Raw genomic sequence first — 24,866 nt, 5'->3', positions numbered from 1 at the left:
TCGTGGCACGGAGTGCCCGACTTGTCGGAAAAAGCTGCGGGGAAAAGGGGCCGAAAAGCGTTGACCACTACACGCACGTGGCGTGTAGTGGTCAACTTTTCTATGTCGGACGGGACCCTGCCCGTCACCGGAGAAGTCCGATCAGCCCGTGTGCTCCGCCATGGCCAGGAACTTGCGCTTCGACTCGAGGGCCTTCTCGGCCTCCTTGATGCGGCGCTGGTCGCCGGCGGCCTGTGCGCTGGCCAGCTGCTGCTCGGCCCGCGCGACCTGCTCGCGCATCTGGGCGAGCAGGGGGCTGGCCTCGGGCGGGGTGCGGCGCCACGCGGCGTCCATGGCGGCCTTGACCTTGTCCTCGACCGTGCGCAGGCGACGGTCGAGGCCGGCCTGGGCCTCGCGCGGGACGCGGCCGACGTCGTGCCAGGTGCCCTGGATCTCGCGGAGCTTGTTCTGGGCGCCCTTCGGGTCGCCGTCGACGTCGAGGGCCTCGGCCTGGGCGAGGAGCTCCTGCTTGCGGTCGAGGTTGCCCTTGAACTCGGCGTCGCGGGCGGAGAAGACCTCGCTGCGCCGCTTGAAGAATGCGTCCTGCGCGGCGCGGAAGCGTTCCCAGAGCTTCTGCTCGGTGTCCTTCGCGGCGCGCGGGGCGGCCTTCCACTCGTTCATGAGGTCCTTGAGGCGGGCGGCCGTCGCGTTCCACTCGGTGGACTCCGACAGCGTCTCGGCCTCGATGACGAGCTCTTCCTTGCGGCCCTGGGCCTGCTTGCGGGAGGCGTCCAGGGTGGCGAAGTGCGCGCCGCGGCGGCGGGTGAAGGCGTCGCGGGCGGCGGCGTAGCGCTTCCAGAGCTCGCTCTCGGCCTTCTTCTCCACGCCGTGGATGGACTTCCACTCGTCGAGGATCTCCTTGAGGCGGTCGCCGGCGGTCTTCCAGCCGGTGGCGTCGGCCGCGATGTGCTCGGCCTCCTCGACGAGGGTGGTCTTGCGGGCGAGCGCCTCGGCGCGCGCGGCGTCGCGAGCGGCACGGGCGGCGCCGGCCTTCTCCTCGGCGATCGACGTCAGCTTGTCCAGGCGGGCGGCGAGGCCGTCGATGTCGCCGACGACGTGTGCCTCGTCCAGGCCGCTGCGCAGGCGGCGGATGGTGGACAGTGACTGCCCCGCGTCGGCGGCACCGCTGCCGAGCCGCGCCTCGATCAGGTCGACCTCGGTCACCAGGTCGGCGAACCGGCGCGCGAAGTGGGCCAGGCCCTCCTCGGGTGTCCCGGCCTGCCAGGACCCGATGGGCCGCTCACCGGCGGCCGTCTTCACGAAGACGTTGCCGTCGGCGTCGATCCGTCCAAACTCCGTAGGGTCGCTCATCTGCCCATCCTCGCTCCCGGCGCCCGTAGGATCGGGTATCCCACCGTCACGCCGCCATCGCACAGCAAAGTTCCCCAGGGCATTGTCACAGGTGTGCCCCGGGGCCGGTCGAGTGCCTGCGGCCGAACCGTGACCATTCCGGTGCCATTCACGGGTCGCACGGCTGGGCAGAGACCGTCCCCGATAACGTTAGGCCGTGTCACTCGTCGCCGCCGCGGTCTGCCCACATCCACCACTGCTCGTGCCGGAGGTGGCCGCCGGGGCGGCTAGCGAGCTCGACGACCTACGGGCTGCCTGCCGCGCCGCGGTGGCGCGCCTGACCAACGCCTCGGTCGACTCGCTCATTGTCGTCGGTTCCGATACCACGACGGTACGCCGTGACCCACCGTTTGGGGGAACCCTGTCCCCCTGGGGTATCGATCTGCCGGTGGGTGATCCATCGGGCGAGCCGCTCCCGCTGAGCCTGCTCATCGGGGCTTGGCTGGCGCCGGGCGCCGGAAGCTTCCAGAGCGTCGCCGCCGATGCCTCACCGCGGGAGTGCGCGCAGCTCGGCCGGGCGCTGGCCGGCGAGGCGGACCGGGTCGGGCTGCTGGTGCTGGGGGACGGGTCCTCCTGCCGTACCGACAAGGCTCCGGGGTATTTCGACCCTCGCGCCGAAGGCTTCGACGCCGCCGTGGCGGCCGCTCTGGCCGGTGCCGACGCCGCGGGGCTCGCCGCGATCGACCCGGTGGAGGCGGCCGAGCTGCTCGCCGCGGGCCGGGCGCCCTGGCAGGTGCTCGCCGGCGCGGCCGACCGGCCCATGAGCGGTGAGTTGTTGTACGACTCCGCTCCGTACGGGGTCGCGTACTTCGTGGCGACGTGGGCATGACGCGCGTCCTCGCGGTCGTCGGGCCCACGGCGGCCGGGAAGTCGGCGCTGAGCCTGCGGCTCGCGGACGTCCTCGGCGGAGAGGTCGTCAATGCCGATTCCATGCAGTTGTACCGCGGGATGGACATCGGCACGGCCAAGCTCACCGTCGCCGAGCGGGCCGGCGTGCCGCACCACGTCCTGGACATCTGGGACGTCACCGAGCCCGCGAGCGTGGCGGTGTACCAGCGATTGGCCCGCGCCGCGATCGACGACATCGCCGGCCGCGGCCGGGTGCCGCTGCTCGTCGGCGGCTCGGGCCTGTACATCCGGGCCGTGCTCGAGGACTTCGACTTCCCGGGCACCGACCCGGACCTGCGCGCCGAGCTGGAGCGCGAGCTGGCCGAGGTGGGGCCGGCGCCGCTGTACGCCCGGCTGCAGGCGGCCGACCCGGTCGCGGCCGAGCGCATCCTGCCCAGCAACGGGCGGCGCATCGTGCGCGCGCTGGAGGTCAACGCGCTGACCGGCACGACGTTCACGGCGGCGCTGCCGGAGCCGCGGCCGGTGTACGACGCGGTGCAGATCGGCGTCGACGTCGACACCGCACTGCTGGACGAGCGCATCGCCGCTCGCGTGGACGCCATGTGGGCGGCGGGCTTCGTCGACGAGGTCCGCGGGCTGCTGGAGCGGGGGCTGCGGGAGGGGCGGACGGCCGGCGGAGCACTGGGGTACCGCCAGATCATGAACCACCTGGACGGACAGTGCGGTGCCGACGAAGCGCGCGCGGAGACGGTCCGGGCGACGCGGCGCTTCGTGCGGCGGCAGCGCTCGTGGTTCCGCCGCGACGGGCGGATCCGGTGGCTCGACGGCACGGCGGCGGACATCACGCAGGCGGCGCTGCACGCCGTGGGGCAAGATTGACGCCATGCGCTTCGCAAAAGGCCACGGCACGGGCAACGACTTCGTCATCCTGCCCGACCCCGATGGCACTCTGCCGCTGACCCCGGCCCTCGTCGCCGCCCTGTGCGACCGGCGCCGCGGCATCGGCGCCGACGGCGTGCTGCGCGTGGTGCGCAGCGCCGCACACCCCGACGCGGAGGCCTCAGCGGCCGGCGCCGAGTGGTTCATGGACTACTGGAACGCCGACGGGTCGCAGGCGGAGATGTGCGGCAACGGGGTGCGGGTCTACGCGCGCTACCTCGCCGAGGCCGGCCTCATCGACCCGGAGGGCTCCTTCGACCTGGTCACCCGCGCCGGAGTGGTGCCCGTCACCATGGGCGAGGAGATCTCGGCCGGGATGCCGATCCCGCGGGTGTACGTCGAGAGCGAGGCGACGACCGACGGGACGCGCTTCACCGGCACCGCGGTCGACGTGGGCAACCCGCACCTGGTCTGCGCCGTCGACGAGCCGACCCTCGAGGGGCTCGACCTGACCCGCGCGCCCGACGTCGACCCGCTGATCTTCCCGGCCGGGGTGAACGTCGAGTTCGCCGCGGTCGGACCGGCGCCGGCGGGCGCGGACCTGTACCGGCGGATGCGGGTGTACGAGCGCGGCTCCGGCGAGACCCAGTCGTGCGGCTCCGGCGCGTGCGCGGTGGCGGCGGTGGCGCTGCACCACGCAGGCCTGGAGGGCGGGGTGGTCGTCATCGACCTGCCCGGCGGCCGGCTCACCGCCACCTCGACGGCCTCGGAGTTCCTGCTGCGGGGGCCCGCGGTCATCGTCGCCCACGGCGACGTCGACGCGCAGGCCATCCGCCAGCTGGCACCCACCTACACCTGACCGGTCTCCCCGTCCGGGGTCGAGTCCAGCACCGGGCCCTTGGCCGCGGCCCGGACCGCCGCCGCGACGGCCGGCGCGACCCGTGAGTCGAACACGCTCGGCACGATCACCGTCGGGTTGAGCTTGTCCTCGCCGACCGTGTCGGCGATCGCCCGAGCGGCGGCCAGGGCCATCGCCTCAGTGAACTCGCGCGCCTGTGCGTCGAGCATGCCGCGGAACACGCCCGGGAACGCGAGCACGTTGTTGATCTGGTTGGGCTGGTCGGAGCGGCCGGTGGCGACGATCGCGGCGTGCTCGCGGGCCTCCCGCGGGTCGACCTCCGGGTCGGGGTTGGCCAGCGCGAACACGATCGAGCCGGGCGCCATCGTGGCGATGTCGTCGCCGGTGAGCAGGTTGGGTGCGCTCACCCCGATGAACACGTCGGCGCCGCGCAGCGCGCCGCGCAGGTCGCCCGAGTAGTTGTCCTTGTTGGTGTGCTCGACCAGCCACTGCCAGTTGGCCGAGATCCCGGTCATGCCGCGGTGCAGCGCGCCGGGGCGGTCCGTGGCGATCACGTCGCCGACGCCCTGGCGCAGCAGGAGCTTCATGATCGCGGTGCCCGCCGCGCCGGCGCCGCTGACCACGACCCGGACCTGCTCGATCGACTTGCCCACGACGCGCAGGGCGTTGGTGAGCGCGGCGAGCACGCAGATCGCGGTGCCGTGCTGGTCGTCGTGGAACACCGGGATGTCCAGCTGGTCGCGCAGCCGCTCCTCGATCTCGAAGCAGCGGGGCGCGGCGATGTCCTCGAGGTTGATCCCGCCGTAGGCCGGAGCGATCGCCTTCACGATCGAGATGATCTGGTCGGTGTCCTGCGTGTCGAGCACGACCGGCCAGGCGTCCACCCCGCCGAAGCGCTTGAACAGGGCGGCCTTGCCCTCCATGACGGGCATGGCGGCATACGGCCCGATGTTGCCCAGGCCGAGCACCGCCGAGCCGTCGGTGACCACGGCGACGGTGTTGCGCTTGATCGTGAGGCGGCGGGCGTCGTCGGGGTTCTCGGCGATGGCCAGGCACACCCGGGCCACGCCGGGGGTGTAGGCGCGGGAGAGCTCGTCGCGGTTGCGTAGCGCGACCTTCGGCGCGACCTCGATCTTGCCGCCGAGGTGCAGCAGGAACGTGCGGTCGGAGACCTTGCGGACGTCGACTCCGTCGAGCTTCTCGAGGCCGGCGACGACCTGCTCGGCGTGTGAGGAGTCGGCGGTGTCGCAGGTCAGGTCGACCACGACGGTGGTGCTGTCGGAGTCGACGACGTCGACGGCGGTGACGATCCCGCCCGAGTCGCCGACCGAGGTGGTCAGGCGGCCGATGGCGGAGGCGTCGGCATGGACGGAGACACGGATGGTGATGGAGAACCCGGCGCTGGGCAGTCTGTGTGTGGCAGGTGTCACCGGCCCATTCTCACCCTCCGCGTCGCTCCGTCCCTGCCCCGGGTGTGGATATCAAGTGCCGTCGCGCCCGCGAGGTGTCAGGATTGACGGGTTAACGCTCACGGAGGAGATCATCTTGCGCGCACAGACGACCTATTCCGCCGACGAGTTCGACGCGGACGAGGTCTTCGACGACGGAGATCTCGCGCTCCAGGAGCGCCACGCCCTGCGTCGCGTCGCCGGCCTGTCGACCGAGCTCACCGACATCACCGAGGTCGAGTATCGCCAGCTGCGCCTCGAGCGCGTCGTGCTGGTCGGGGTGTGGACCGAGGGCACCGTCACCGACGCCGAGAACTCGCTGACCGAGCTGGCGGCACTCGCCGAGACGGCCGGCAGCCAGGTGCTCGACGGCCTCATCCAGCGCCGCGGCCGGCCGGACCCGTCCACCTTCATCGGCCGGGGCAAGGTCGACGAGCTGCGCTCGGTGGTCCAGAGCAGCGGCGCCGACACCGTCATCTGCGACGGCGAGCTCTCCCCGTCGCAGCTTCGCACCCTGGAGTCGCAGGTCAACGTCAAGGTCATCGACCGCACGGCGCTGATCCTGGACATCTTCGCCCAGCACGCCAAGAGCAAGGAGGGCAAGGCCCAGGTCGAGCTGGCGCAGCTGCAGTACTTCCTGCCGCGCCTGCGAGGCTGGGGTGAGGCACTCAGCCGCCAGGCCGGTGGTTCGGCCAGCGGCAACGGCGGCGTGGGCCTGCGCGGCCCCGGTGAGACCAAGCTCGAGATCGACCGGCGGCGCATCCGCACCCGCATCTCGAAGCTCAAGCGCGAGATCGCGGCGATGGCCACGATCCGCGACACCAAGCGGGCCACGCGGCGGCGCAACCGGGTGCCGGCGGTGGCCATCGCCGGCTACACCAACGCCGGCAAGTCCAGCCTGCTCAACCGGCTGACCGGCGCGGGCGTGCTCGTCGAGGACGCGCTGTTCGCCACCCTGGACACCACGACCCGCCGCGCGCGGGCCGCCGACGGGCGCGTCTACACGCTCAGCGACACGGTCGGGTTCGTCCGCCACCTGCCGCACCAGCTGGTCGAGGCGTTCCGCTCCACGCTCGAGGAAGTTGCCGAAGCAGATTTGGTACTGCATGTCGTCGACGGTTCGCACCCCGACCCCGAGTCGCAGGTGCGCGCCGTGCGCGAGGTGCTGGCCGAGGTCGGCGCCGACGCGGTGCCGGAGCTGCTCGTCATCAACAAGCTGGACGCGGCCGACGAGGAGACGCAGCTGCGCCTCAAGCGGCTGTGGCCGGAGGCCGTCTTCGCCTCCGCCCGCACGGGCGCCGGCCTCGAGGACGTGCGCGCCGCCGTCGAGCGCAAGCTGCCGTGGCCGGCGATCGAGCTGACGGCCGTGGTGCCGTACGAGCGCGGCGACCTCGTCGCCCGGGTGCACTCGATCGGCGAGGTGCTGGAGACCTCACACCTGGCCGAGGGCACGCGCCTGCGCGCACGGGTCACGGAGGGCCTCGCCGCCGAGCTCGCGCCCTTCATGGCGTGACTACGCTGAGTTGCCCCTAACGATTACTTGGAGTGACAGCCGGACCGGGCGTCCCCAATTCCGGTCCGGCTCTGCCAAACTTGTGCGATGCGACGACGGGTGGTGCTCAGTTCGGCTGCGGTGATGTGTCTCTCGGCCGGTCTCTCAGCAGCACCGGCCGCGGCTCACGCACCGTCACCCTCGATCCAGGCCCAGGCCGCGACGGCCGGCACGACGGTCTGCACCCCGACGTCCAAGGACGTCACCGACATCTCCGGCTTGGTGGCCACGCAGAGCGGCTACTACGCCATCCAGGACAGCCAGGCGGGCAGCGGCAAGCCGAGGATCTTCGTGCTGGACAACTCCTGCAAGCTGACCAACACGATCGCCTACCCGACGCAGGCGCGCGACCCCGAGGACGCCGCGATCGACAAGAACGGCACGCTGTATATCGCCGACATCGGCGACAACGACGTGAACAGCGGCGGCTCCGCCGAGGCCCGCTCCTCGGTCGCCATCTGGACGATGGCCGCGGGCGCGAAGCAGCCCACCATCAACCGCGTCGTCTTCCCCGACGGCAAGAAGCACGACGCCGAGGCCTTGCTCATCAACGGCGACGGCCTGCCGGTCATCATCACGAAGACGTCGCCGAGCGAGGTGTGGGTGCCCGAGGGCCCGCTCGTGCCCAACGTCGACAAAAATCTGGTGAAGCTCAGGAAGGTCGGCACCTTCACCGCCCAGGAGACGAAGACCGCCAACCCGCTGGGCCTGCTCGGCTGGAAGCTCGTCACCGGCGCGGCCTCGTCCCCCGACGGCTCGAAGGTCGTGGTCCGCACCTACTCCGACGCCTACGAGTTCGACGTCTCCGGCGGCGACGTGGTCAAGGCCATCACGACGGGCAAGCCGCGCATCACGCCGCTGCCCCAGGAGCCCCAGGGCGAGTCGATCACCTACACCCCGGACGGCAAGTACTACATCACCATCTCGGACGTGGACGGCACGAAGAAGGCCCCGCTGCTGAAGTACACCCCGACGGACATCAGCGCCGCGACGGCCGGCGGCGGCGGCAAGGCCGCCCCGAAGACGACGGACAAGTCCTTCCTGCAGTCCCTCACGCTGCAGGACATCACCTACACGGTCGCCGCCATCGGCGTGCTCGGCCTGATCCTGGTGATCGCCGGCGTGATCGGCATCCGCCGCTCCCGCGCCGCCCGCCGCGCCGCGGGCCCGCCGAACATGGGCTCCGGCCGCGCCGAGCCCCCCGCCGACGACTTCAACATCCCGGCCACGGTGGGCGGCTCCCAGCACTACGACGACGACCCCTTCGGCCCCCCACCGGGCAACGTCTACGGCGCCGGCCGCCAGCCGTCGCCCCCCGACCGCCAGCCCAACGTCTACGGCTCCGGCCCCGGCAGCCCCGGCACCTACGGCAGCGGCGGCCCCGGCGGCGCCCCAGGCGGCGGCGCCGGCAACGTGTACGGCGGCGGCCCCAGCGGCCCAGGCGGCGGCAACGTCTACGGTGGCGGCGGCAGCGGCGGCGGCGGAGCCGGCGGCGCGGGCGGTGGCGGCAACGTCTACGGCGGCGGGGGAGGCGGCTCTCCCGACCGCGGCGGTTACGGCCAGCGCGGCGGCTACGGCCCGAGCGACTACGACGGCTACGACGGTTACGACCGCGGCTACGCCCCACACCGCTGACTGACCACCCGCCCTGCCCCGCCTCGCGCCGCGCTCCTGCCCTGCCCTGGTCGCCCACCCGCGCCAGCCGCCCGCGGCCAGCGGCTGTGGCCGGAGCGGCTGTGGGTCGGCGCTGTGGCCAGCGGCTGCGGCTCGCCGCTGTGGCCGAGCGCCTGTGGCTCGCCGCCGTGGCCAGCGGCTGTGGCGCGCGAGCGAGTGACCGCGGTGCAGGCGTGGGCGAGTCGCCGAGGTGCGGGCCTGGGGTGAGTGGCCGGGGTGTAGGCGTGGGCGAGTGGCGGAGGGTGCGGGCATGCGCGGGGGCGCTGTGCCGGCCTGCGTGGGGCCGGGGCGTGGTGCGGGCCGTGGGCGAGTGGCCGAGGTGGTGGCCTGGGCGCGGCCCGGGGGCCGGAGGCGTGGGTGCACGCCCGGGGTGAGTGGCCGAGGTGCGGGCCGGGCGTGGTGCGGGCCTGGGGTGAGTGGCCGAGGTGTGGGCCTGGGCGGGGCCGGGAGCGTGGTGCGGGCGGAGAACGGGGGCTGGGGTCGAGGTGCGGGCGGGGGTCGAGGGGCGGGCCGGGCCGGCCTTGGAGGGCCGGCCGGGCGGCGCGGGGCTTGCGGTGGAGCGGGGCAGCGAGGGCCGAGGTCAGATGCGGCGGACCACCGTCACGACGCGGCCGAGGATGGTGGCGTGGTCGCCGGCGATGGGGTCGAAGGCGGCGTTCTGGGGCATGAGCCAGACGTGGCCGTCGCGGTTGCGGTAGGTCTTTACCGTTGCCTCGCCGTCGAGCATGGCGGCGACGATGTCGCCGTTGTTCGCGGTGGGCTGTTGGCGGACCACGACCCAGTCGCCGTCGCAGATGGCGGCGTCGAGCATTGAGTCGCCCTTGACCTGGAGCATGAACAAGGTGCCCTCGCCGACCAGCTCGCGCGGGAGCGGGAAGACGTCCTCGACGGCCTGCTCGGCGAGGATGGGGCCGCCGGCGGCGATGCGGCCGAGGACCGGGACGTACGCCGGGGCGGGGCGAGCGGCTCGGGCCGCCTCCTCGTCGACCGTGACGAGTTCGCTCGGGGGGCGGACGTCGACGGCGCGCGGGCGGTTGGGGTCGCGGCGCAGGTAGCCCTTGCGCTCGAGTTCCTTGAGCTGGTAGGCCACGCTCGACGGGGAGACCAAGCCGACGGCCTCGCCGATCTCGCGGACGCTCGGGGGGTAGCCGTTGCGCTCGACCGCGGCGCGGATGAACTCGAGGATGCGGCGCTGGCGGACGGTGAGGTCTGCGGCGAAGAGGTCGGGGAAGGCGCTGACCACGGCGGTGACGGCGCGCATCTCCGGCTCGCCGCCGCGGCGGCGGGTGGCGCGCTTCGCGCCGGCGCGGCCGGCGATGGCGGTGACTTCGGCGCCGGGGCCGTCCATGATCTCGTCCGGCTCGCCCGCGGTTGCATCGGTGCGGTCGTCGGCTGACACGTCGTCCTCCCTCATGTTGGCAGGCGCGGGCGGGCGCCGCTCCTGCTGACGAGGCCCGTGTGCCGGCCGGTGCCCAGAGGGCGACCGGTCCTGCCCACCGGTCCCGTCACCCGGGCTCTCCCGCGGGTGCGGGGGAGCCGGTTGTCGCATAGGTCCGGTAATCCCGATCAAACGCCTTGATCGTGTGTGGATCACCGTATCGCCGAGGTACGACAGTTTCAAACATCTGTACTACGTGGCGCGCCGTTTTTTCGGCGAGTCTGCTCGACAGGGGTCTTCTCGCTCTGGTACACCATCGTACGACTGTTCTATCGAACGGGTGTACGGCAAGAGGGGGCCGACATGCGACAGCAGCAGCCGATCCGCCTTACGCGGCGTGGTCGCGTGGTCCTGTTCACCTTTCTGCTGGGCGTTGCCGGGGGGCTCGCCTCGCTCGCGGCGGCGCCGGGGCAGGCGGCCGACCCGCCGGGGCCGGCGCCGACGGTCATCGTGCAGCCGGGCGACACGCTCTGGGGGATCGCGACCCGGCACTCCGGGCGGCAGGGGCGCGACGCGACCGTGGAGGACATCCGCCGTCTCAACCACCTGGACGGCTACAGTATCGACGCCGGGCAGCGGTTGATCCTGCCGCGCACGCGTTGAGCTGCCCGAATCTTTGCGCGGTGTCGTCCAGCCTGTTGAGACGCGCGACACAAACGTGTCGGGATCCGCGTTTGACTTGCATCGGCGTAGGCGTCGGCATAGCGTCTACCCCTAGATGTAGTAGTTACAGGGGTGTAAGTCGTCCACAGGTAGTGGATTCGACACTCACCTATTACCGACCGTAGTTACGCGGCGGGGTCCGCCCGGGGCGGAGGCCGCCGAGCTTGCTGTGCCCTTTTATCGGACATTTCCGGCGTACCATGGAGAGAGGTCCATCGACATGCGGTGCCCGTACTGCCGGCACGCCGACTCGCGGGTCGTTGACTCCCGCGAGGCCGAGGATGGGCAGATCATCCGGCGGCGCCGGTCCTGCCCGGAGTGTGGGCGGCGGTTCACAACCGTCGAGGAGGCGGTGCTCGCCGTGGTCAAGCGCAGCGGGGTGACCGAGCCCTTCAGCCGGTCGAAGATCATTGCCGGGGTGCGCAAGGCGTGCCAAGGGCGGCCGGTGGACGAGGACGCCATTGCGCTGCTCGCGCAGAAGGTCGAGGAGACGGTCCGCGCCCGGGGCGCCGCCGAGTTGCCCAGCCACGAGGTGGGGCTGGCCATCCTGGCGCCGCTGCGGGACCTCGACGAGGTGGCGTACCTGCGCTTCGCGAGCGTCTACCGGTCGTTCGACTCGCTCGGCGACTTCGAGCGGGAGATCGCCGCGCTGCGCGCGGGGGCGCAGGCACAGCAGGCGAAACGGGAGGAGCCCAAGGACGGGCACGGCAGTTCGGGCGAGGGGCCGCCCGGCCCGGCCGACGGGGCGCTCAGCCCCACCGGGGCCGGCCGCGCCACCCGACCCACGAGCTGAAGCACGAAAGCCGGGCGACGAGCCACGAGCCGAAGCACCAAAGCCGGGCGACGAGCCACGGGCTGAAGCACGAAAGCCGGGCGTAGCGCCAAAGGCTGAGAAACAACAGAAGCCAGGGCCGAGCACCAATAAAGCCAGGGGCTGAGCAAACACGGGCTGAGAAGCACACCGCGGGAAGAATCACCCGCGATCCTCACCCGGGCATGCAGCAGGGTACGACCGCCGCATCGGCACGCTCATGCGGTACCGACGGCGGAACAAAGACGAACGAGAACATATAAACGCTGATGAGGGGGCCGCGGATGGCGGGGGAGACGAAGACGAAGGCGTCGGCGCGCAAGGACCAGCGGGAGGGGCTGCGGGTCGAGCGCGTCTGGACGACCGAGGGTGTACACCCGTATGACGAGGTGGCGTGGGAGCGCCGCGACGTCATTATGACGAACTGGCGGGACGGCTCGATCAACTTCGAGCAGCGGGGGGTCGAGTTCCCGACGACGTGGAGCGTCAACGCCGCCAACATCGTCACCACCAAGTACTTCCGCGGCGCGGTCGGCACGCCGCAGCGCGAGCAGTCGCTGCGCCAGCTGATCGACCGCGTCGTGTCGACCTACACCAAGGCCGGCCGGGAGCACGGCTACTTCGCCACCGAGCAGGACTCCGAGATCTTCGGGCACGAGCTGACCTGGATGCTGCTGCACCAGGTGTTCAGCTTCAACTCCCCGGTCTGGTTCAACGTCGGCACCGCCTCGCCGCAGCAGGTCAGCGCCTGCTTCATCCTGTCGGTGGACGACTCGATGGACTCGATCCTCGACTGGTACAAGGAGGAGGGGCTGATCTTCAAGGGCGGCTCCGGCTCCGGCGTCAACCTGTCGCGGATCCGCTCCTCCAAGGAGCTGCTGACCAGCGGCGGCACCGCCAGCGGCCCGGTGTCGTTCATGCGCGGCGCCGACGCGTCGGCCGGCACGATCAAGAGCGGCGGAGCGACCCGGCGCGCGGCCAAGATGGTGATCCTCGACGTCGACCACCCCGACGTGGAGGAGTTCATCGAGACCAAGGCCCGCGAAGAGGACAAGATCCGCGCCCTGCGCGACGCCGGCTTCGACATGGACCTCGGCGGCAAGGACATCGTCAGCGTCCAGTACCAGAACGCCAACAACTCGGTCCGCGTCTCCGCCGAGTTCATGCGGGCGGTCGAGGACGACACCGAGTTCGGCCTGCGCTCGCGCCTGGACGGCAGCGTCATCTCCACCGTCAAGGGCAAGGAGCTGTTCAACAAGCTCGCCCAGGCGGCGTGGGAGTGTGCCGACCCCGGCATCCAGTACGACGACACGATCAACGACTGGCACACCTGCCCGGAGACCGGGCGGATCACCGCCTCGAACCCGTGCAGCGAGTACATGCACCTGGACAACTCCAGCTGCAACCTCGCCTCGTTGAACCTGCTCAAGTACCTCAACGCCGACGGCTCGTTCGCGGTGGAGAAGTTCGTCAGGTCCGTCGAGTTCGTGATCACCGCGATGGACATCTCGATCTCCTTCGCCGACTTCCCGACCGAGAAGATCGGCGAGACCAGCCGCGCGTACCGCCAGCTGGGCATCGGCTACGCCAACCTCGGCGCGCTGCTCATGGCCAGCGGCCTGGCCTACGACTCCGAGGGCGGCCGGGCCGTCGCCGCGGCCATCAGCAGCCTGATGACCGGCACGGCGTACCGGCGCTCGGCCGAGCTCGCCGGCGTGGTCGGCGCCTACGACGGCTACGCCCGCAACGCCTCTGCGCACCAGCGGGTCATGCACAAGCACGCCGCGGCCAACGAGGCCATCGCGCTCGTCGGCGCCGTCGACACCGCGATCCAGGAGGCGGCGACGGCGCAGTGGACGCTGGGCAACGAGATCGGCGCCAAGAACGGCTGGCGCAACTCGCAGGCGTCCGTGCTCGCCCCGACCGGCACCATCGGCCTGATGATGGACTGCGACACCACCGGCGTCGAGCCCGACCTGGCCCTGGTCAAGTTCAAGAAGCTCGTCGGCGGCGGCTCGATGCAGATCGTCAACCAGACCGTGCCGCGGGCGCTGCGCACCCTGGGGTACCAGGAGGAGCAGGTCGAGGCGATCGTCGAGCACATCTCGTCGCACGGCCACGTCGTGGACGCCCCGGGCCTGCGCCCCGAGCACTACAGCGTGTTCGACTGCGCGATGGGCGAGCGGACCATCGCCCCGATGGGCCACGTGCGGATGATGGCGGCGATCCAGCCGTTCATCTCCGGCGCCATCTCCAAGACGGTCAACATGCCGGAGACGGCGACCGTCGAGGACGTCGAGGAGATCTACTACCAGGGCTGGAAGCTCGGCCTGAAGGCGCTCGCGATCTACCGCGACAACTGCAAGGTCGGCCAGCCGCTGTCGGCCGTGTCGAAGAAGAAGGACGCGGAGCCCGCGCCGGTCGTCCAGGAGGTCGTGAAGACCGAGAAGGTGATCGAGTACCGCCCGGTGCGCAAGCGGCTGCCGAAGAAGCGGCCGAGCTCGACCGTGTCCTTCTCCGTCGCCGGCGCCGAGGGCTACCTCACCGCCTCGTCCTACCCGGACGACGGCCTCGGCGAGGTCTTCCTCAAGATGTCGAAGCAGGGCTCGACCCTGGCCGGCGTCATGGACGCGTTCTCGGTGGCGATCTCCATCGGCCTGCAGTACGGCGTGCCGCTGGAGACCTACGTGTCGAAGTTCGTGAACATGCGCTTCGAGCCGGCCGGCATGACCGACGACCCGGACATCCGGCTGGCAAGCTCCGTCATGGACTACATCTTCCGCCGCCTGGCGCTGGACTTCCTGGACTTCGACACCCGCTCGGAGCTGGGCATCCTGACCTCGTCGGAGCGCGCGGCCCAGCTGCGCGCCGAGGCCGGCGAGTCCGACGTCGACCTCACCGAGATGCGCAACTCCGCCCCGGTGGAGAAGCCGGCCGCGGACAAGGCCGCCGCGAAGCCGGTCGAGGTCGAGATCGAGTCTCCGCGCCGCGCGGGCTCGTCCACGGAGCTGCTGGAGCTGGTCCAGGGCAAGGCCGCCGACGCGCCGCTGTGCTTCACCTGCGGCACGAAGATGCGCCCGGCGGGCAGCTGCTACGTCTGCGAGGGCTGCGGCTCGACCAGCGGCTGCAGCTGACATTTTCGGTACATCGCGGCCGTCCGTCCCTGCGGGGGCGGGCGGCCGCTGCCGTACCGTGCGTCAGCGCGTCGGGGGTGCGATGCTGTCGCGCAGCAGCAGGCGCGGGGTGGCGTCCTGGAAGTCGGACGGCTCGGCGCCGTCGAGGAAGGACAGCAGCAGGCGGGCGGTGTTGGCGCCGTAGGCGAGGACGTCGCGGGCCAGGGCGCTCAGGGACGGGTACGTCATCTCGCACAGCTGCGAGTCGTCGCCGGCCACGATCGACAGCTCGCCCGGCACGTCCAGGCCGAGCTTGCGGGCCACGTGCAGGCCGGCGGTGGCCATGATGTCGTTGTCGAACGTGATCGCGGTCGGCGGGTCGGCCGCGGTCAGCAGGCGCTCGGTCGCCCAGGCGCCGGCCTCCCACGTGTAGTCCGTGTCGACGACCTCGGCCGAGGCCAGGCCGTGGCGCTGCGCGGCGGCCTTGAACGCGGCGGTGCGGATGCGGGTGTGCTCGAGCGTGACCAGGCCGCCGACCCGGGCGATGCGCCGGTGGCCGATGCCGGCCAGGTAGTTGACAGCCTCGTTGAGGGCGGCCGCGTCGTCGCTCCAGATCGCCGGCACGGTGGAGCCGGCGGGGCGGGCGCTGGGGTGCCCGACGAGGATGCCGGGCAGGCCCATGCGCTCCAGCGCCGCCACCCGCGGGTCGCCGGCCCACAGGTCGGTGAGGATGGTGGCGTCGATGCGCCGGGCCGCCCACAGCGAGCGCAGCGCCTCGACGGCGCGGTCGTGGTCGCCGACGACCTGCAGGACCAGGGCGGTGCCGGTCGCCGACAGCTCGGTCTCCAGGCCCGCGATGAACTTCATGTAGAACGGCTCGACGCCCAGCGTGGCCGCGTCGCGGGCGATCACCAGGCCGATCGCCTCGGCGCGGGCGGCCGAGAGGTTGCGGGCGGCGGCGCTGGGCTGCCAGCCCATCTCGTCGGCGATCGCGCGGATGCGCTCGCGGGTCTGTGCCGAGACGCCGGGGCGGTCGTTGAGCGCGAAGGAGACCGCGCCGATGGAGACGCCGGCCGCCTCCGCGATGTCGCTGATGGTGGGCCGTTTCAAGAGGTTCCCTGGTCGATCACTTGGTGGCGCCGGAGGTGAAACCGTTGTAGATGAACCGCTGCAGGAGCAGGAACAGGATAAGCGTCGGCAGGATGACCAGGACGGCTCCGGCCGAGATGGTCTCCCAGTGCGCACCGAACGGGCCCTTGAACCGGAACAGCGAGGTGGAGATCGTCCCGAGCTCCTCGGAGGGCATGTACAGGAACGGGATGTAGAAGTCGTTGTACACGAAGATGCCCTTGATGATCACGACCGTCGCGATGGCGGGCTTGAGCAGCGGGAGGATCACCGTCCGGTAGATCTTGAACGTCGAGGCGCCGTCGATGCGGGCGGCCTCGTCGAGCGAGATCGGGATGCCGCGCATGAACTGCACGAAGATGTAGATGGCGACGATGTCCGTGCCCATGTACAGCAGGATCGGCGCCCACCGCGAGTCGAACAGCCCGAGCCCGTTGACCACCCGGAACGTCGTGACCTGCGTGGTGACGCCGGGCACCAGGGTGGCCACGAGGAACGCGGCGACGACGAGCTTCTTGAAGCGGAACTGCATCCGGTCGATGGCGTAGGCGGCGAGCGTGCCGACGAACACGGTCCCGACGATCGTGACGAGCAGGATGATCGCCGTGTTCGCGAACGCGGTGACCATCTTGCCCTTGTCGAACGCGACGACGTAGTTGTGGAAGTTGAGCCAGTCGTGCGGCAGCGCGAGGGTGTCGCCGCCCGCGATCTCCTCGGGCGTCTTGAGCGAGGTGACGAACACGGTCACCAGCGGCAGCAGCACGACGATCGACGCGCCGACGAGGGAGAGGTACTTCAGCGTGGTCGCCACGGCGTCGCGGGCTCTCATGTCAGGTCCGTCCTTTCGTCCGGCACCAACCGGCGCTGGAGCCAGGTCACGAGCAGCACGATCAGCAGCAGCACGACGGCGGCGGCCGAGGCGAGCCCGAACTTGTTGAACTGGAAGGCGAGCTTCACCGTCTGGATGACGAACGTCTTGCTCTCGCCGGCGCCGCCGGTCATGACGAACGGGATCTCGAACACCGACAGCGAGCCGGAGACAGCGAGGATGACGCTCAGGCTGATGATCGGCCGGATGCCGGGCGCGACGATGTGGCGGAAGATGTGCCAGCGGCCGGCCCCGTCGAGCTCGGCGGCCTCGTAGAGCTCGCCGGGAATGGCCTGGATCGCGCCGAGGAACAGCACGAACGTGAGGCCGGTGAACCGCCAGACCGACACGCCCGACAGCGACCAGTTGACGAGGTCGGGGTCGCCGAGCCAGAGCTTCTCCGGGTGGGCGCCGAACATCGCCAGCACCGAGTCGAGGGTGCCGTGCGGGCGGAAGAAGTAGAGGAACACGAACGACACGGCGACGCCGTTGATGAGGTACGGGAAGAACAGGATGCCCTTGAACAGGTTCCGCAGCCGGATCTTGAAGCTGAGGATGAAGGCGAAGTACAGCGCCAGGCAGATCTGCACCGCGGCGGCGGCGAGGTAGTAGAGGCTGACGAAGAACACCCCGAACAGCTCGGGCCGGGTGAACAGCTGCGCGTAGTTGTCGACGCCGACGAAGGCCGGGTCGGGGTCCAGCCCGTCCCAGTCGGTGAAGCTGTAGCCGACCACGCTGCCGACCGGGACGTAGGTGAAGGCGACGAGCAGCGCGATCGCGGGCAGCAGGTACGCCCACGGGGTCAGCGCACGCAGGACGCGGGCTCGGACCGGCGCGGGCGGCGCCGCGGCGGGCCGCCGGGGCGGGGCGTCGGCCATCGAGTCGATCATTGATCCTCCAAACAGCGGGCCGGCACCGGATCGGGCCGGCCCGCTACGGAAAAGGTCAGCTGACGGTCTTCGCGGCCCCGGTCCAGCGCTTGGACAGGTCGGTGAAGATGCCCTTGAGGTCGCCGGGCGCCGCGCCGCGCGCGGTGTCGACGATCTTCTGGCGGTAGTCGGGCTTGCTGATGCCGACCTCGGAGGCGTTGTCGATCTTCGTCAGCTTCGGCGCCTCGGCCTGCGACAGCTCGATGAACTTCACGCCGGCCTGGGTGAAGGGCTGCAGCGCCGGCGGCATCGGGGCGCCCTTGACCGCGGAGACGGCCTGGTTGACCGCGGCGGAGTCGGACTTGTCGATGAACCAGTCGAACCAGGCGCGGGCGGCCGCCTTGTTCTTGGAGTGCGAGTTGATCGCGTACTGGTAGTCGGGGGCCACGACGGAGCAGAACTTGCCGTCGACCTGCTTCGGGAACGGCATGTACCCGATCACCGACGGGTCCTTGCCGGCCTTCTTCGCCGCGTCCTGCATCTGGACGATGGACCACGACCCGAGCCACATCGTGGCGATCTTGCCGGTGCCGAGCGCGCCCTTCGAGTCCTCCCAGTTGGTGGTCGTCGGGTCGGTCTCGGACAGCTTGTTCTTCACGATGTCGTACAGCAGCGAGTCGCCGGTGGCGAGGTCCGCGCCGGCGGCCCAGGGGTCGGTGGTGGCGAGCTTGTCGTTGGCCTTCGGGTCGCAGCTGACCGAGCCGACGACCGAGGACCAGGAGCTCAGCGGCCAGCCGTCGTGGTAGTTGGTGTAGTACGGCGTGGACTGGGTCTTGCTCTTGATCGCCTGCAGGTCGGCGATGAACTCCTCGGGGGTGGCCGGCCACGCGGTGACGCCGGCCTGGGACCAGACGTCCTTGTTGTAGACGAAGCCGTTGACGTAGGCGAAGCCGGCGACGCCGTAGACCTTGTCGTTGACCTTGGCCTTGTCGGTGAAGCTGTACTTGGCGCTGACGTCGGCGGCGCTGCCCAGCGAGGCGAAGTACTTCGGATAGTCGTCTGTCGAGACCGTGTTGGGGATCAGCAGGACGTCACCGTAGTTCTCGGTGTTCATCCGGATCTTGACTTCGCCCTCGTAGTCGGTGACGCCCTCGAACTTGACGTTGACCTTGGGGTACAGCTGCTTGAACTGGTCGGCGTACTTCTGCATCGTGCCGTCGGTGACCAGGTCGGTGCGGTTGGTCAGCACGGTGATGTCGCCGGACACGCTGTTGGGATCGGTGGGCGACAGGGCGTCGCCGGAGGTGGCGGGCTTGCTCGAACCACCGCAGGCGGCCGCGGCGAGGGCGGTGGCGGCCAGGACGGCAACGAACGATCGTCTCAACATCGGGGGTGCTCCATTCGGGCCTAAAGCGGTTTAGCTGAAGCGATCGCAATATGGCACCGTCGTTGCGGACGGGTAAAGCCCGGCCTCCCCGTCTTTACCGAACCGTTACATACCGGTAACGCGTCTCCTCATTAAGTCCCAGGTAGAAGCCATATAGACCGCCGGTCGCGCCGGAAGTGGCGCCATGGCGGCCAACTTTCTCGGTTCGAGCCGATGGTTGACACACCGAAAAACCGGCCGTTACGTTGATGGCGCTTTCTCGGTTTAGTGCCTACGTCAAGGGACCCACGCATGTACCGCTCGCTGCACGAAGGCTGGACCGTGTCCGCCGCCGGTATCGCCGCCGCCACGGCCGACGACCCCGCCTGGGTCCGCCCGCCCGCCGGGGCACTCGAGGGCGTGCCCGCCGCCGTGCCGGGCTGCGTGCACACCGACCTGCTCGCCGCCGGCCTGATCGACGACCCGTACCGCGACGACCACGAGCGGGCGCTGGGCTGGATCGGGCGCACGCACTGGCGGTACACCACCACCTTCGACTGGCGGCCCGAGGGCTTCGACCGTGTCGACCTGGTCTGCGACGGCCTCGACACGATCGCGTCCGTGACCGTCAACGGCCTGCCGGCCGGGCGGGCCCGCAACATGCACCGCCGCTACCGCTTCGACGTCGCCGCACTGCTGCGCCCGGGCGCCAACGAGCTCACGATCGAGTTCACCGCGCCGTACGAGTACGCCGAGGCGCAGGCCGCCCGGCTCGGCGCCCGCCCCGGCCCCTACGACGAGCCGTACGCCTTCATCCGCAAGATGGCCTGCAACTTCGGCTGGGACTGGGGCCCGACGCTCGTCACCGCCGGCATCTGGCGCCCGATCGGCCTGCACTCCTGGTCGGGGGCGCGCATCGCGCAGGTGCGCCCGCACTCTCGCCCCGACGGCGTCGACGTCACCGTGGCCGTCGAGCGGGCGGTGGAGAGCGCCGTCGAGGTCTCGGCCACCGTCGGCGGCGTGCGCGCCGAGGGCAAGCTGGCGCCCGGGCAGCGCGAGCTGACGCTGCGCGTCGACGTGCCCGACGCCCGGCTGTGGTGGCCGCGCGGGCACGGCGAGCAGCACCTGTACGACCTGGTCGTCACCGCCGCCGAGGACGCCTGGACCGGGCGCGTGGGGCTGCGCAGCGTCGAGCTCGACCCGGACGCGTTCCGCATCGTCGTCAACGGTGAGCCGGTCTTCGTGCGCGGCTTCAACTGGATCCCCGACGACACGTTCCCGGCCCGCACCGGCCCGGCGCAGCTGCGCGAGCGCTTCGGCCAGGCGATCGACGCCGGCGCCAACGCACTGCGGGTGTGGGGCGGCGGCGTCTACGAGTCCGACGACTTCTACGCCCTCGCCGACGAGCTCGGCCTGCTGATCTGGCAGGACTTTCCGTTCGCCTGCGCGGCCTACCCCGAGGAGGAGCCGTTCGCCGCCGAGGTCGAGGCCGAGGTGCGCGACAACGTCGCCCGGCTCATGGGCCACCCGAGCCTGGTGCTGTGGTGCGGCAACAACGAGAACATCGAGGGTCACCAGCACTGGGGCTGGCCCGCCGAGCTCGAGGGCCGCAGCTGGGGCGCCGGCTACTACTTCGACCTGCTGCCGCGGCTGCTCGCCGAGCTCGACCCGGGCCGCCCGTACTGGCCGGGCAGCCCCTACTCGGGCGCGCCCGACCGCGACGTGCACGACCCGTCGACCGGCACCATCCACATCTGGACCGTGTGGGGCTCCAAGGACTACACGCACTACGCCGACTACACGCCGCGCTTCGTCGCCGAGTTCGGCTTCCAGGGCCCGCCCACCTACGCGACCCTGCGCGCGTCGGTCAGCGACGAACCCCTCGCGCCCGACTCGCCCGGCGTCCTGCACCACCAGAAGGCGATCGACGGCAACGCCAAGCTGCTGTCCGGCCTCGGCGCGCACCTGCCCGTGCCCGAGACGTTCGACGACTGGCACTACTGGACGCAGCTGAACCAGGCCCGCGCGATGGCGTTCGGGATCCGCCGCTTCCGGGCCCTGATGCCGTACTGCATGGGCACGGTCGTCTGGCAGCTCAACGACTGCTGGCCGGTCACGTCCTGGGCCGCGGTCGACGGCGGGCGGCGGCGCAAGCCGCTGTGGTACGAGCTGCGCCGCGCCTACGCGCCGCGCCTGCTCACCTTCCACGGGTCCGGCGTCGCCGTCGTCAACGACGACGCGTCGCCGTGGGCGGGGACGCTCGAGCTGACCCGCCGCGCGCTGGACGGCACGGTGCTGGGCTCGGCGACGTTCGCGGTGAGCGCCGAACCCCGCTCGGTCGCGCTGGTCCCGATCCCGGACGGCTTCGACGGCTCGGCGGCCGAGCTGCTCGAGGCCTCCTTCGACGGCCGCCGCGACCTGCGGTTCTTCGCCGAGGACCCGCAGGTGCCCTACCCGGCGGCCCAGTTCGACGCGCTCGTAACAGATGTTCCGGGCGGGCACGAGGTCCGCATCACCGCACACACGATCGTGCGGGAGCTGGCGATCTTCCCCGACCGGCTGGACCCCTCGGCCGCCGTCGACGACCAGCTCGTGACGCTGCTGCCGGGAGAGTCCGCGACGTTCGTCGTTTCGGCCGCGGTACCGCTGGATCCGGCGCAACTGACGTCGTTCCCGGTGCTGCGGTGCCTCAACGAGGCCCGGTCATGACGCGCGTCCTCGCCGTCGACGTCGGCGCCACCAAGTTCGCGGCGGCGGTCCTCGACGGCGACGGCGCCGTACACACCCGGGTCGAGCGGCCGATCGCCGGCGAGCACCCGACCGTGGTGCTGCGCGGCGTGCTCGCCGAGGCCGGCACCGCGGGCGTCGAGGCGGTCGGCGTCGGCACGGCCGGGCCGCTGGACCGCGCCCGCGGCACCGTCAGCCCGGTCAACATCCCCGCCTGGCGCGACTTCCCGTTGACCGCCACCGTCGGCGGCTGGCTGCCCGGCGTCCCGGTCGCCATGGCCGGCGACGCCCAGTGCATGGCCCTCGGCGAGTGGTGGCGCGGCCCGGCCGCCGACGCCGGCGGCTCGCTGCTGGGCATCGTCGTGTCGACCGGCATCGGCGGCGGGCTCGTCCTCGACGGCCGCCCGCACCTCGGCCCGACCGGCAACGCCGGGCACATCGGCCACATCACCGTCGACCCGCGCGGCGAGCGCTGCCCGTGCGGGGCGACCGGGTGCGTCGAGACGTACGCCAGCGGGCCGGCCATGGTCCGCTGGGCCGTCGCGCAGGGCTGGTCGCCGCCGCCGGGCGGCCCGGCCGACGCCCGCGCCCTGGCCGCCTCGGCCCGAGCCGGCGACCCGGTGGCCGGGGCGGCGTTCGACCGCGCCGCCGACGCTCTGGCCACCGGCCTGCTCACCACGGCGGCGCTGGTCGACCTGGACCGGGTCATCGTCGGCGGCGGGGTGGCCGCGGCGGGGGAGACGTTGCTCGCCCCGATCCGCCGCGCCCTCGCTGCCCGCGAAGGCATGGCGTTCCTGCGCCGCCTGGAGGTGCGGGCCGGCACCCTGGGCCGCGACGGCGGCCTCTACGGCGCCGCCGCACTGGCCCTCGGCGCCCTCGCCGCGCCCGCGCCGGCGTGACCGGCGCGGGTCAGAGCGCGATCAGGCCGGCCGCGGTCGGCCGGAAGCCGCAGGACTCGAGGTAGTACGTCGTCAGGTGCGGCTCGAAGTCGACGTGCAGCCAGGTGCAGCCGGCCGCGCGCGACTCCTCCGCGGCCACCTCGACCAGCCGGGTGCCGATACCGGCCCGGCGCAGGGCCGGATCGACCCACGTGTCGAGGATGAACGCGTGCTGGCCGCCGTCCCAGGCGACGTTGACGAAGCCGGCGAGGGCGCCGCCGGCATCGCGGGCGCACACCCAGCCGAGGCTGTGCGCGTTCACCCGCTCCCACCAGCCGGGGGCCGACGAATCCACATCGGACAGTTCGGGGTCGGTGAAGGCGCCGCGCCACGCGTAGGTGATCGTCACCGGGCCAAGGTTAGGCGCCGGGCGCCGCGCGACCGAGGTCCGCGGGCGTCACCCCCGCCTCGTTCGCGGAGGTCGTGCGGGTATAGCTTGCGCTGCATGTCCAAGGTCAGGGGAGCGCTGTTCGGGCTCGCGTTCGGCGACGCGCTCGGCGCGCCGACGGAGTTCATGACCTACGAGGCGATCGTGCGCCGCTACGGCGACCGCGGCCCCCGCGACCTGCCCGCCGACGGGCGCGTCACGGACGACACGCAGATGACGCTCGCCGTCGCCGACGGGCTGCTCAGCGCCCTGGAGGAGCCGCCGCTGACCGCCGCGCGGCTCGAGCCGCGGGTGCGCGGGCGCTTCCTGCAGTGGCTGGTCGACCCCGAGAACAACCGCGCGCCGGGCAACACGTGCCTGCAGGCGTGCCGGGCGATGGCGCAGGGCCGGCCCTGGTGGGAGGCGACGGTCGCCGGCTCCAAGGGCTGCGGCGCCAACATGCGGGTCACCCCGATGGGCCTCGCGCCCGGGCTGACCGACGACGAGCGGGCCGGCGCCGCGCAGCTGCAGGCCGCCCTCACGCACGGGCACCCGACCGGCCTCGCGGCCTCCGAGCTGAGCGCCCTGGCGGTGCGGTGGCTCCTGGACGGCCTGCCGGTCGCGGAGCTGCCGGCGGCGTTGCGCGCTCGTTGCGAGTCGCAGCGGGAGGTGTACCGCGGGGACTGGCTCGGCGACGAGCTCTGGCGCCGCCCGAAGGTCGAGTCCCCGGCGCAGTTCATCAGCACCGGGTGGGACGAGTGCCTGGAGGTGCTCACCGGCCTCGAGGACGCCGTGCGCTACGTCGGCCCCGACGCCGACCCGTGCGCGGCCGGCGGCGCGGGCTGGGTCGCCGAGGAGGCCCTCGCGACCGCCGTGTACTGCGTGCTGCTCCACCCGGACTCCCCGGTGGACGCGATCGCGCGCGGCGCCGCGTCCTCCGGTGACTCCGACTCGATCGCCTCCCTGGCCGGCGGGTTCGCCGGCGCCGTGCACGGCGCCGGCGCGTGGCCGTCGGAGTGGTTCGAGCGCATCGAGTACCGCTACGACCTCGACCGCTACTCGGCCGCCTGGTCCTGAGCGGCTACTGCTTCTTGCGCAGGGCCTTGAGGTTCGCGTGCGCCGTCTTCGCGGCCGAGCGCACCGGGTTCACCTGCGCGCGGATCGCGTCGCCGTCCGGCCCCGGCTTGACCGACAGCAGCGCGTCGGCCTTGCCCTGCAGGGACTGCGCGATCGCGTCGAGCTTCGCCGCGTCCGTGCCCGGCTCGGCCTTCATCTTCGCGATGACGGCCAGCTCGGTGTCGATCGCCGCCGTCAGGCGCACCTTCGGCCCGGTCAGGATGAAGACCCGGTAGTCGAAGACCATGCTCTGCGCGTCGGCCTTCACCGCCGCCGCGGTGGTCTCGCCCTGGACCTTGGTCTTCAGCGCGGCCAGCCCGGCCTGCTGGTCGTCGATGAGCTTCGTGAGCGTCGCCTTGTGCCCGGAGCTGAGCTGCCCGGCGCCGTTCACGGTCGTCTCGAAGCGCTTGAGCGCGTCGAGGCGCTTGTCGATGCGGGACGCCACCGCGGTCTTGGCGGCGTCCAGGCCGGCGCCCGGCGAAGGGGCCGCGCCCGCGGGAGCGGCGGCGACGAGTGTGGCGGCCAGCGCGGCCAGCAGGGTCGTGGCGGTGCGTGCGAGCCGGTTCATGTCAGTCCTCGTCCTCGGCGGGCTGGGCGTCGTTGCTGAGCTGCTGCCCGACCTGGTCGAGCATGTTGTCCACGTTCTTGTCGTCCACGTTCTTGTCAGATTCCGCGTTTGCGCCGCCGGTCGTGGTCGTCGTGGCCGCGGGCGGGGCCGCCGGCGCCGCGGGCTGGTGCGCACGCGCCCGGCCGCAGCCGCCGAGGAACAGCAGCCCGGCCGCCAGCGCGATGGCGAGCGTTCGTCTCATGGC

At 71.7% G+C, this 24,866-nt stretch carries 21 protein-coding genes; 11 read left to right on the top strand and 10 right to left on the bottom strand.

Annotated features, from left to right (window positions below; all coding sequences use genetic code 11):
- Positions 1–141: 141 nt before the first annotated feature.
- A complete protein-coding gene (locus tag ABD901_RS09700; RefSeq protein WP_345123499.1) occupies positions 142–1,350 on the bottom strand; it encodes a DUF349 domain-containing protein in 1,209 nt (402 codons plus the stop codon).
- 196 nt (positions 1,351–1,546) lie between these two features.
- Between ABD901_RS09700 and ABD901_RS09695 the strand changes: the two genes are divergently transcribed.
- Genes ABD901_RS09695 through dapF form a run of 3 tightly spaced genes read left to right on the top strand, consistent with a single transcriptional unit; the run spans position 1,547 to position 3,976 of the window.
- On the top strand, positions 1,547–2,218 hold the full coding sequence (locus ABD901_RS09695; RefSeq protein WP_345123497.1) for a class III extradiol dioxygenase subunit B-like domain-containing protein: 672 nt from the start codon (positions 1,547–1,549) through the stop codon (positions 2,216–2,218).
- The gene (gene miaA, locus ABD901_RS09690) at positions 2,215–3,117 is read left to right on the top strand and encodes a tRNA (adenosine(37)-N6)-dimethylallyltransferase MiaA (RefSeq protein ID WP_345123495.1); all 903 of its coding nucleotides are present in this window, start codon (positions 2,215–2,217) and stop codon (positions 3,115–3,117) included. Before ABD901_RS09695 ends, miaA begins: the two co-directional genes overlap by 4 nt.
- A 4-nt stretch (positions 3,118–3,121) precedes the next feature.
- Positions 3,122–3,976 carry a diaminopimelate epimerase gene (gene dapF, locus ABD901_RS09685; RefSeq protein WP_345123493.1) on the top strand — a complete coding sequence of 285 codons (855 nt, stop codon included), beginning with the start codon at positions 3,122–3,124 and terminating at the stop codon, positions 3,974–3,976.
- Here the strand turns inward: dapF and ABD901_RS09680 are convergent.
- Positions 3,967–5,406 (bottom strand): NAD-dependent malic enzyme, encoded by a 1,440-nt coding sequence (locus ABD901_RS09680; RefSeq protein ID WP_380136588.1) that lies wholly within the window; start codon positions 5,404–5,406, stop codon positions 3,967–3,969. The genes dapF and ABD901_RS09680 overlap by 10 nt on opposite strands.
- A gap of 115 nt (positions 5,407–5,521) precedes the next feature.
- On the opposite strand from ABD901_RS09680, the gene hflX reads away from it, so the two are divergent.
- The gene (hflX, locus tag ABD901_RS09675; RefSeq protein WP_380136586.1) at positions 5,522–6,937 is read left to right on the top strand and encodes a GTPase HflX; all 1,416 of its coding nucleotides are present in this window, start codon (positions 5,522–5,524) and stop codon (positions 6,935–6,937) included.
- 87 nt (positions 6,938–7,024) lie between these two features.
- Positions 7,025–8,611: a hypothetical protein gene (locus ABD901_RS09670; protein WP_345123491.1), complete on the top strand. Its 1,587-nt coding sequence runs from the start codon at positions 7,025–7,027 to the stop codon at positions 8,609–8,611.
- Between the two features lie 619 nt (positions 8,612–9,230).
- Here the strand turns inward: ABD901_RS09670 and lexA are convergent.
- Positions 9,231–9,998 carry a transcriptional repressor LexA gene (lexA, locus tag ABD901_RS09665; protein WP_345123611.1) on the bottom strand — a complete coding sequence of 256 codons (768 nt, stop codon included), beginning with the start codon at positions 9,996–9,998 and terminating at the stop codon, positions 9,231–9,233.
- Between the two features lie 393 nt (positions 9,999–10,391).
- Between lexA and ABD901_RS09660 the strand changes: the two genes are divergently transcribed.
- From ABD901_RS09660 to ABD901_RS09650, 3 genes are all read left to right on the top strand, one after another.
- Positions 10,392–10,691 carry a LysM peptidoglycan-binding domain-containing protein gene (locus tag ABD901_RS09660; RefSeq protein WP_345123490.1) on the top strand — a complete coding sequence of 100 codons (300 nt, stop codon included), beginning with the start codon at positions 10,392–10,394 and terminating at the stop codon, positions 10,689–10,691.
- A 280-nt stretch (positions 10,692–10,971) separates the two neighbouring features.
- Positions 10,972–11,544 carry a transcriptional regulator NrdR gene (gene nrdR / locus ABD901_RS09655; protein ID WP_345123488.1) on the top strand — a complete coding sequence of 191 codons (573 nt, stop codon included), beginning with the start codon at positions 10,972–10,974 and terminating at the stop codon, positions 11,542–11,544.
- Positions 11,545–11,846: 302 nt separating this feature from the next.
- Positions 11,847–14,696 (top strand): vitamin B12-dependent ribonucleotide reductase, encoded by a 2,850-nt coding sequence (locus ABD901_RS09650; protein WP_345123487.1) that lies wholly within the window; start codon positions 11,847–11,849, stop codon positions 14,694–14,696.
- A 63-nt stretch (positions 14,697–14,759) separates the two neighbouring features.
- Here ABD901_RS09650 and ABD901_RS09645 read toward each other — a convergent pair whose 3' ends face one another.
- Genes ABD901_RS09645 through ABD901_RS09630 form a run of 4 tightly spaced genes read right to left on the bottom strand, consistent with a single transcriptional unit; the run spans position 14,760 to position 18,927 of the window.
- Positions 14,760–15,785, bottom strand: a complete 1,026-nt coding sequence (locus ABD901_RS09645; RefSeq protein ID WP_345123485.1) for a LacI family DNA-binding transcriptional regulator — start codon at positions 15,783–15,785, stop codon at positions 14,760–14,762.
- Positions 15,786–15,801: 16 nt separating this feature from the next.
- The gene (locus tag ABD901_RS09640; protein WP_345123483.1) at positions 15,802–16,632 is read right to left on the bottom strand and encodes a carbohydrate ABC transporter permease; all 831 of its coding nucleotides are present in this window, start codon (positions 16,630–16,632) and stop codon (positions 15,802–15,804) included.
- Complete coding sequence (locus ABD901_RS09635) at positions 16,629–17,561, bottom strand: carbohydrate ABC transporter permease (RefSeq protein WP_345123481.1); 933 nt, start codon at positions 17,559–17,561, stop codon at positions 16,629–16,631. The genes ABD901_RS09640 and ABD901_RS09635 overlap by 4 nt, the downstream gene beginning before the upstream one ends.
- Positions 17,562–17,616: 55 nt before the next feature.
- The gene (locus ABD901_RS09630) at positions 17,617–18,927 is read right to left on the bottom strand and encodes an ABC transporter substrate-binding protein (protein ID WP_345123480.1); all 1,311 of its coding nucleotides are present in this window, start codon (positions 18,925–18,927) and stop codon (positions 17,617–17,619) included.
- A gap of 291 nt (positions 18,928–19,218) precedes the next feature.
- On the opposite strand from ABD901_RS09630, the gene ABD901_RS09625 reads away from it, so the two are divergent.
- Together ABD901_RS09625 and ABD901_RS09620 are read left to right on the top strand one after the other, a co-directional pair.
- A complete protein-coding gene (locus ABD901_RS09625; protein WP_345123479.1) occupies positions 19,219–21,615 on the top strand; it encodes a glycoside hydrolase family 2 protein in 2,397 nt (798 codons plus the stop codon).
- On the top strand, positions 21,612–22,532 hold the full coding sequence (locus ABD901_RS09620; protein ID WP_345123477.1) for an ROK family protein: 921 nt from the start codon (positions 21,612–21,614) through the stop codon (positions 22,530–22,532). The genes ABD901_RS09625 and ABD901_RS09620 overlap by 4 nt, the downstream gene beginning before the upstream one ends.
- 10 nt (positions 22,533–22,542) lie before the next feature.
- Here the strand turns inward: ABD901_RS09620 and ABD901_RS09615 are convergent, their stop codons facing one another.
- The gene (locus ABD901_RS09615; RefSeq protein ID WP_345123475.1) at positions 22,543–22,920 is read right to left on the bottom strand and encodes a GNAT family N-acetyltransferase; all 378 of its coding nucleotides are present in this window, start codon (positions 22,918–22,920) and stop codon (positions 22,543–22,545) included.
- Between the two features lie 96 nt (positions 22,921–23,016).
- Here ABD901_RS09615 and ABD901_RS09610 point away from each other — a divergent pair, with 96 nt between their 5' ends.
- On the top strand, positions 23,017–24,015 hold the full coding sequence (locus ABD901_RS09610; RefSeq protein WP_345123473.1) for an ADP-ribosylglycohydrolase family protein: 999 nt from the start codon (positions 23,017–23,019) through the stop codon (positions 24,013–24,015).
- A gap of 4 nt (positions 24,016–24,019) precedes the next feature.
- On the opposite strand, the gene ABD901_RS09605 is transcribed toward ABD901_RS09610, so the two are convergent.
- Positions 24,020–24,622, bottom strand: coding sequence for a hypothetical protein (locus tag ABD901_RS09605; RefSeq protein ID WP_345123471.1), 603 nt, complete (start codon positions 24,620–24,622; stop codon positions 24,020–24,022).
- Between the two features lies 1 nt (position 24,623).
- Positions 24,624–24,863 carry a hypothetical protein gene (locus ABD901_RS09600; RefSeq protein ID WP_345123469.1) on the bottom strand — a complete coding sequence of 80 codons (240 nt, stop codon included), beginning with the start codon at positions 24,861–24,863 and terminating at the stop codon, positions 24,624–24,626.
- Between the last annotated feature and the right edge of the window lie 3 nt (positions 24,864–24,866).

This window comes from Dactylosporangium darangshiense (assembly GCF_039537565.1).
Taxonomy (GTDB): Bacteria; Actinomycetota; Actinomycetes; order Mycobacteriales; family Micromonosporaceae; genus Dactylosporangium; species Dactylosporangium darangshiense.
The sequence above is the reverse complement of the archived record's forward strand: the minus strand, read 5'-3'. Positions and strand labels throughout refer to the sequence as shown.

Excerpts from the sequence above, each read along its gene's own strand:
- miaA (WP_345123495.1), top strand. The coding sequence starts at position 2,215 with ATGACGCGCGTCCTCGCGGTCGTCGGGCCCACGGCGGCCGGGAAGTCG.
- ABD901_RS09600 (WP_345123469.1), bottom strand. The coding sequence starts at position 24,863 with ATGAGACGAACGCTCGCCATCGCGCTGGCGGCCGGGCTGCTGTTCCTC.
- ABD901_RS09700 (WP_345123499.1), bottom strand. The coding sequence starts at position 1,350 with ATGAGCGACCCTACGGAGTTTGGACGGATCGACGCCGACGGCAACGTC.
- ABD901_RS09605 (WP_345123471.1), bottom strand. The coding sequence starts at position 24,622 with ATGAACCGGCTCGCACGCACCGCCACGACCCTGCTGGCCGCGCTGGCC.
- lexA (WP_345123611.1), bottom strand. The coding sequence starts at position 9,998 with ATGGACGGCCCCGGCGCCGAAGTCACCGCCATCGCCGGCCGCGCCGGC.
- ABD901_RS09610 (WP_345123473.1), top strand. The coding sequence starts at position 23,017 with ATGTCCAAGGTCAGGGGAGCGCTGTTCGGGCTCGCGTTCGGCGACGCG.
- ABD901_RS09650 (WP_345123487.1), top strand. The coding sequence starts at position 11,847 with ATGGCGGGGGAGACGAAGACGAAGGCGTCGGCGCGCAAGGACCAGCGG.
- ABD901_RS09640 (WP_345123483.1), bottom strand. The coding sequence starts at position 16,632 with ATGAGAGCCCGCGACGCCGTGGCGACCACGCTGAAGTACCTCTCCCTC.
- ABD901_RS09625 (WP_345123479.1), top strand. The coding sequence starts at position 19,219 with ATGTACCGCTCGCTGCACGAAGGCTGGACCGTGTCCGCCGCCGGTATC.
- ABD901_RS09660 (WP_345123490.1), top strand. The coding sequence starts at position 10,392 with ATGCGACAGCAGCAGCCGATCCGCCTTACGCGGCGTGGTCGCGTGGTC.
- dapF (WP_345123493.1), top strand. The coding sequence starts at position 3,122 with ATGCGCTTCGCAAAAGGCCACGGCACGGGCAACGACTTCGTCATCCTG.
- ABD901_RS09630 (WP_345123480.1), bottom strand. The coding sequence starts at position 18,927 with ATGTTGAGACGATCGTTCGTTGCCGTCCTGGCCGCCACCGCCCTCGCC.
- ABD901_RS09635 (WP_345123481.1), bottom strand. The coding sequence starts at position 17,561 with ATGATCGACTCGATGGCCGACGCCCCGCCCCGGCGGCCCGCCGCGGCG.
- ABD901_RS09670 (WP_345123491.1), top strand. The coding sequence starts at position 7,025 with ATGCGACGACGGGTGGTGCTCAGTTCGGCTGCGGTGATGTGTCTCTCG.
- nrdR (WP_345123488.1), top strand. The coding sequence starts at position 10,972 with ATGCGGTGCCCGTACTGCCGGCACGCCGACTCGCGGGTCGTTGACTCC.
- ABD901_RS09620 (WP_345123477.1), top strand. The coding sequence starts at position 21,612 with ATGACGCGCGTCCTCGCCGTCGACGTCGGCGCCACCAAGTTCGCGGCG.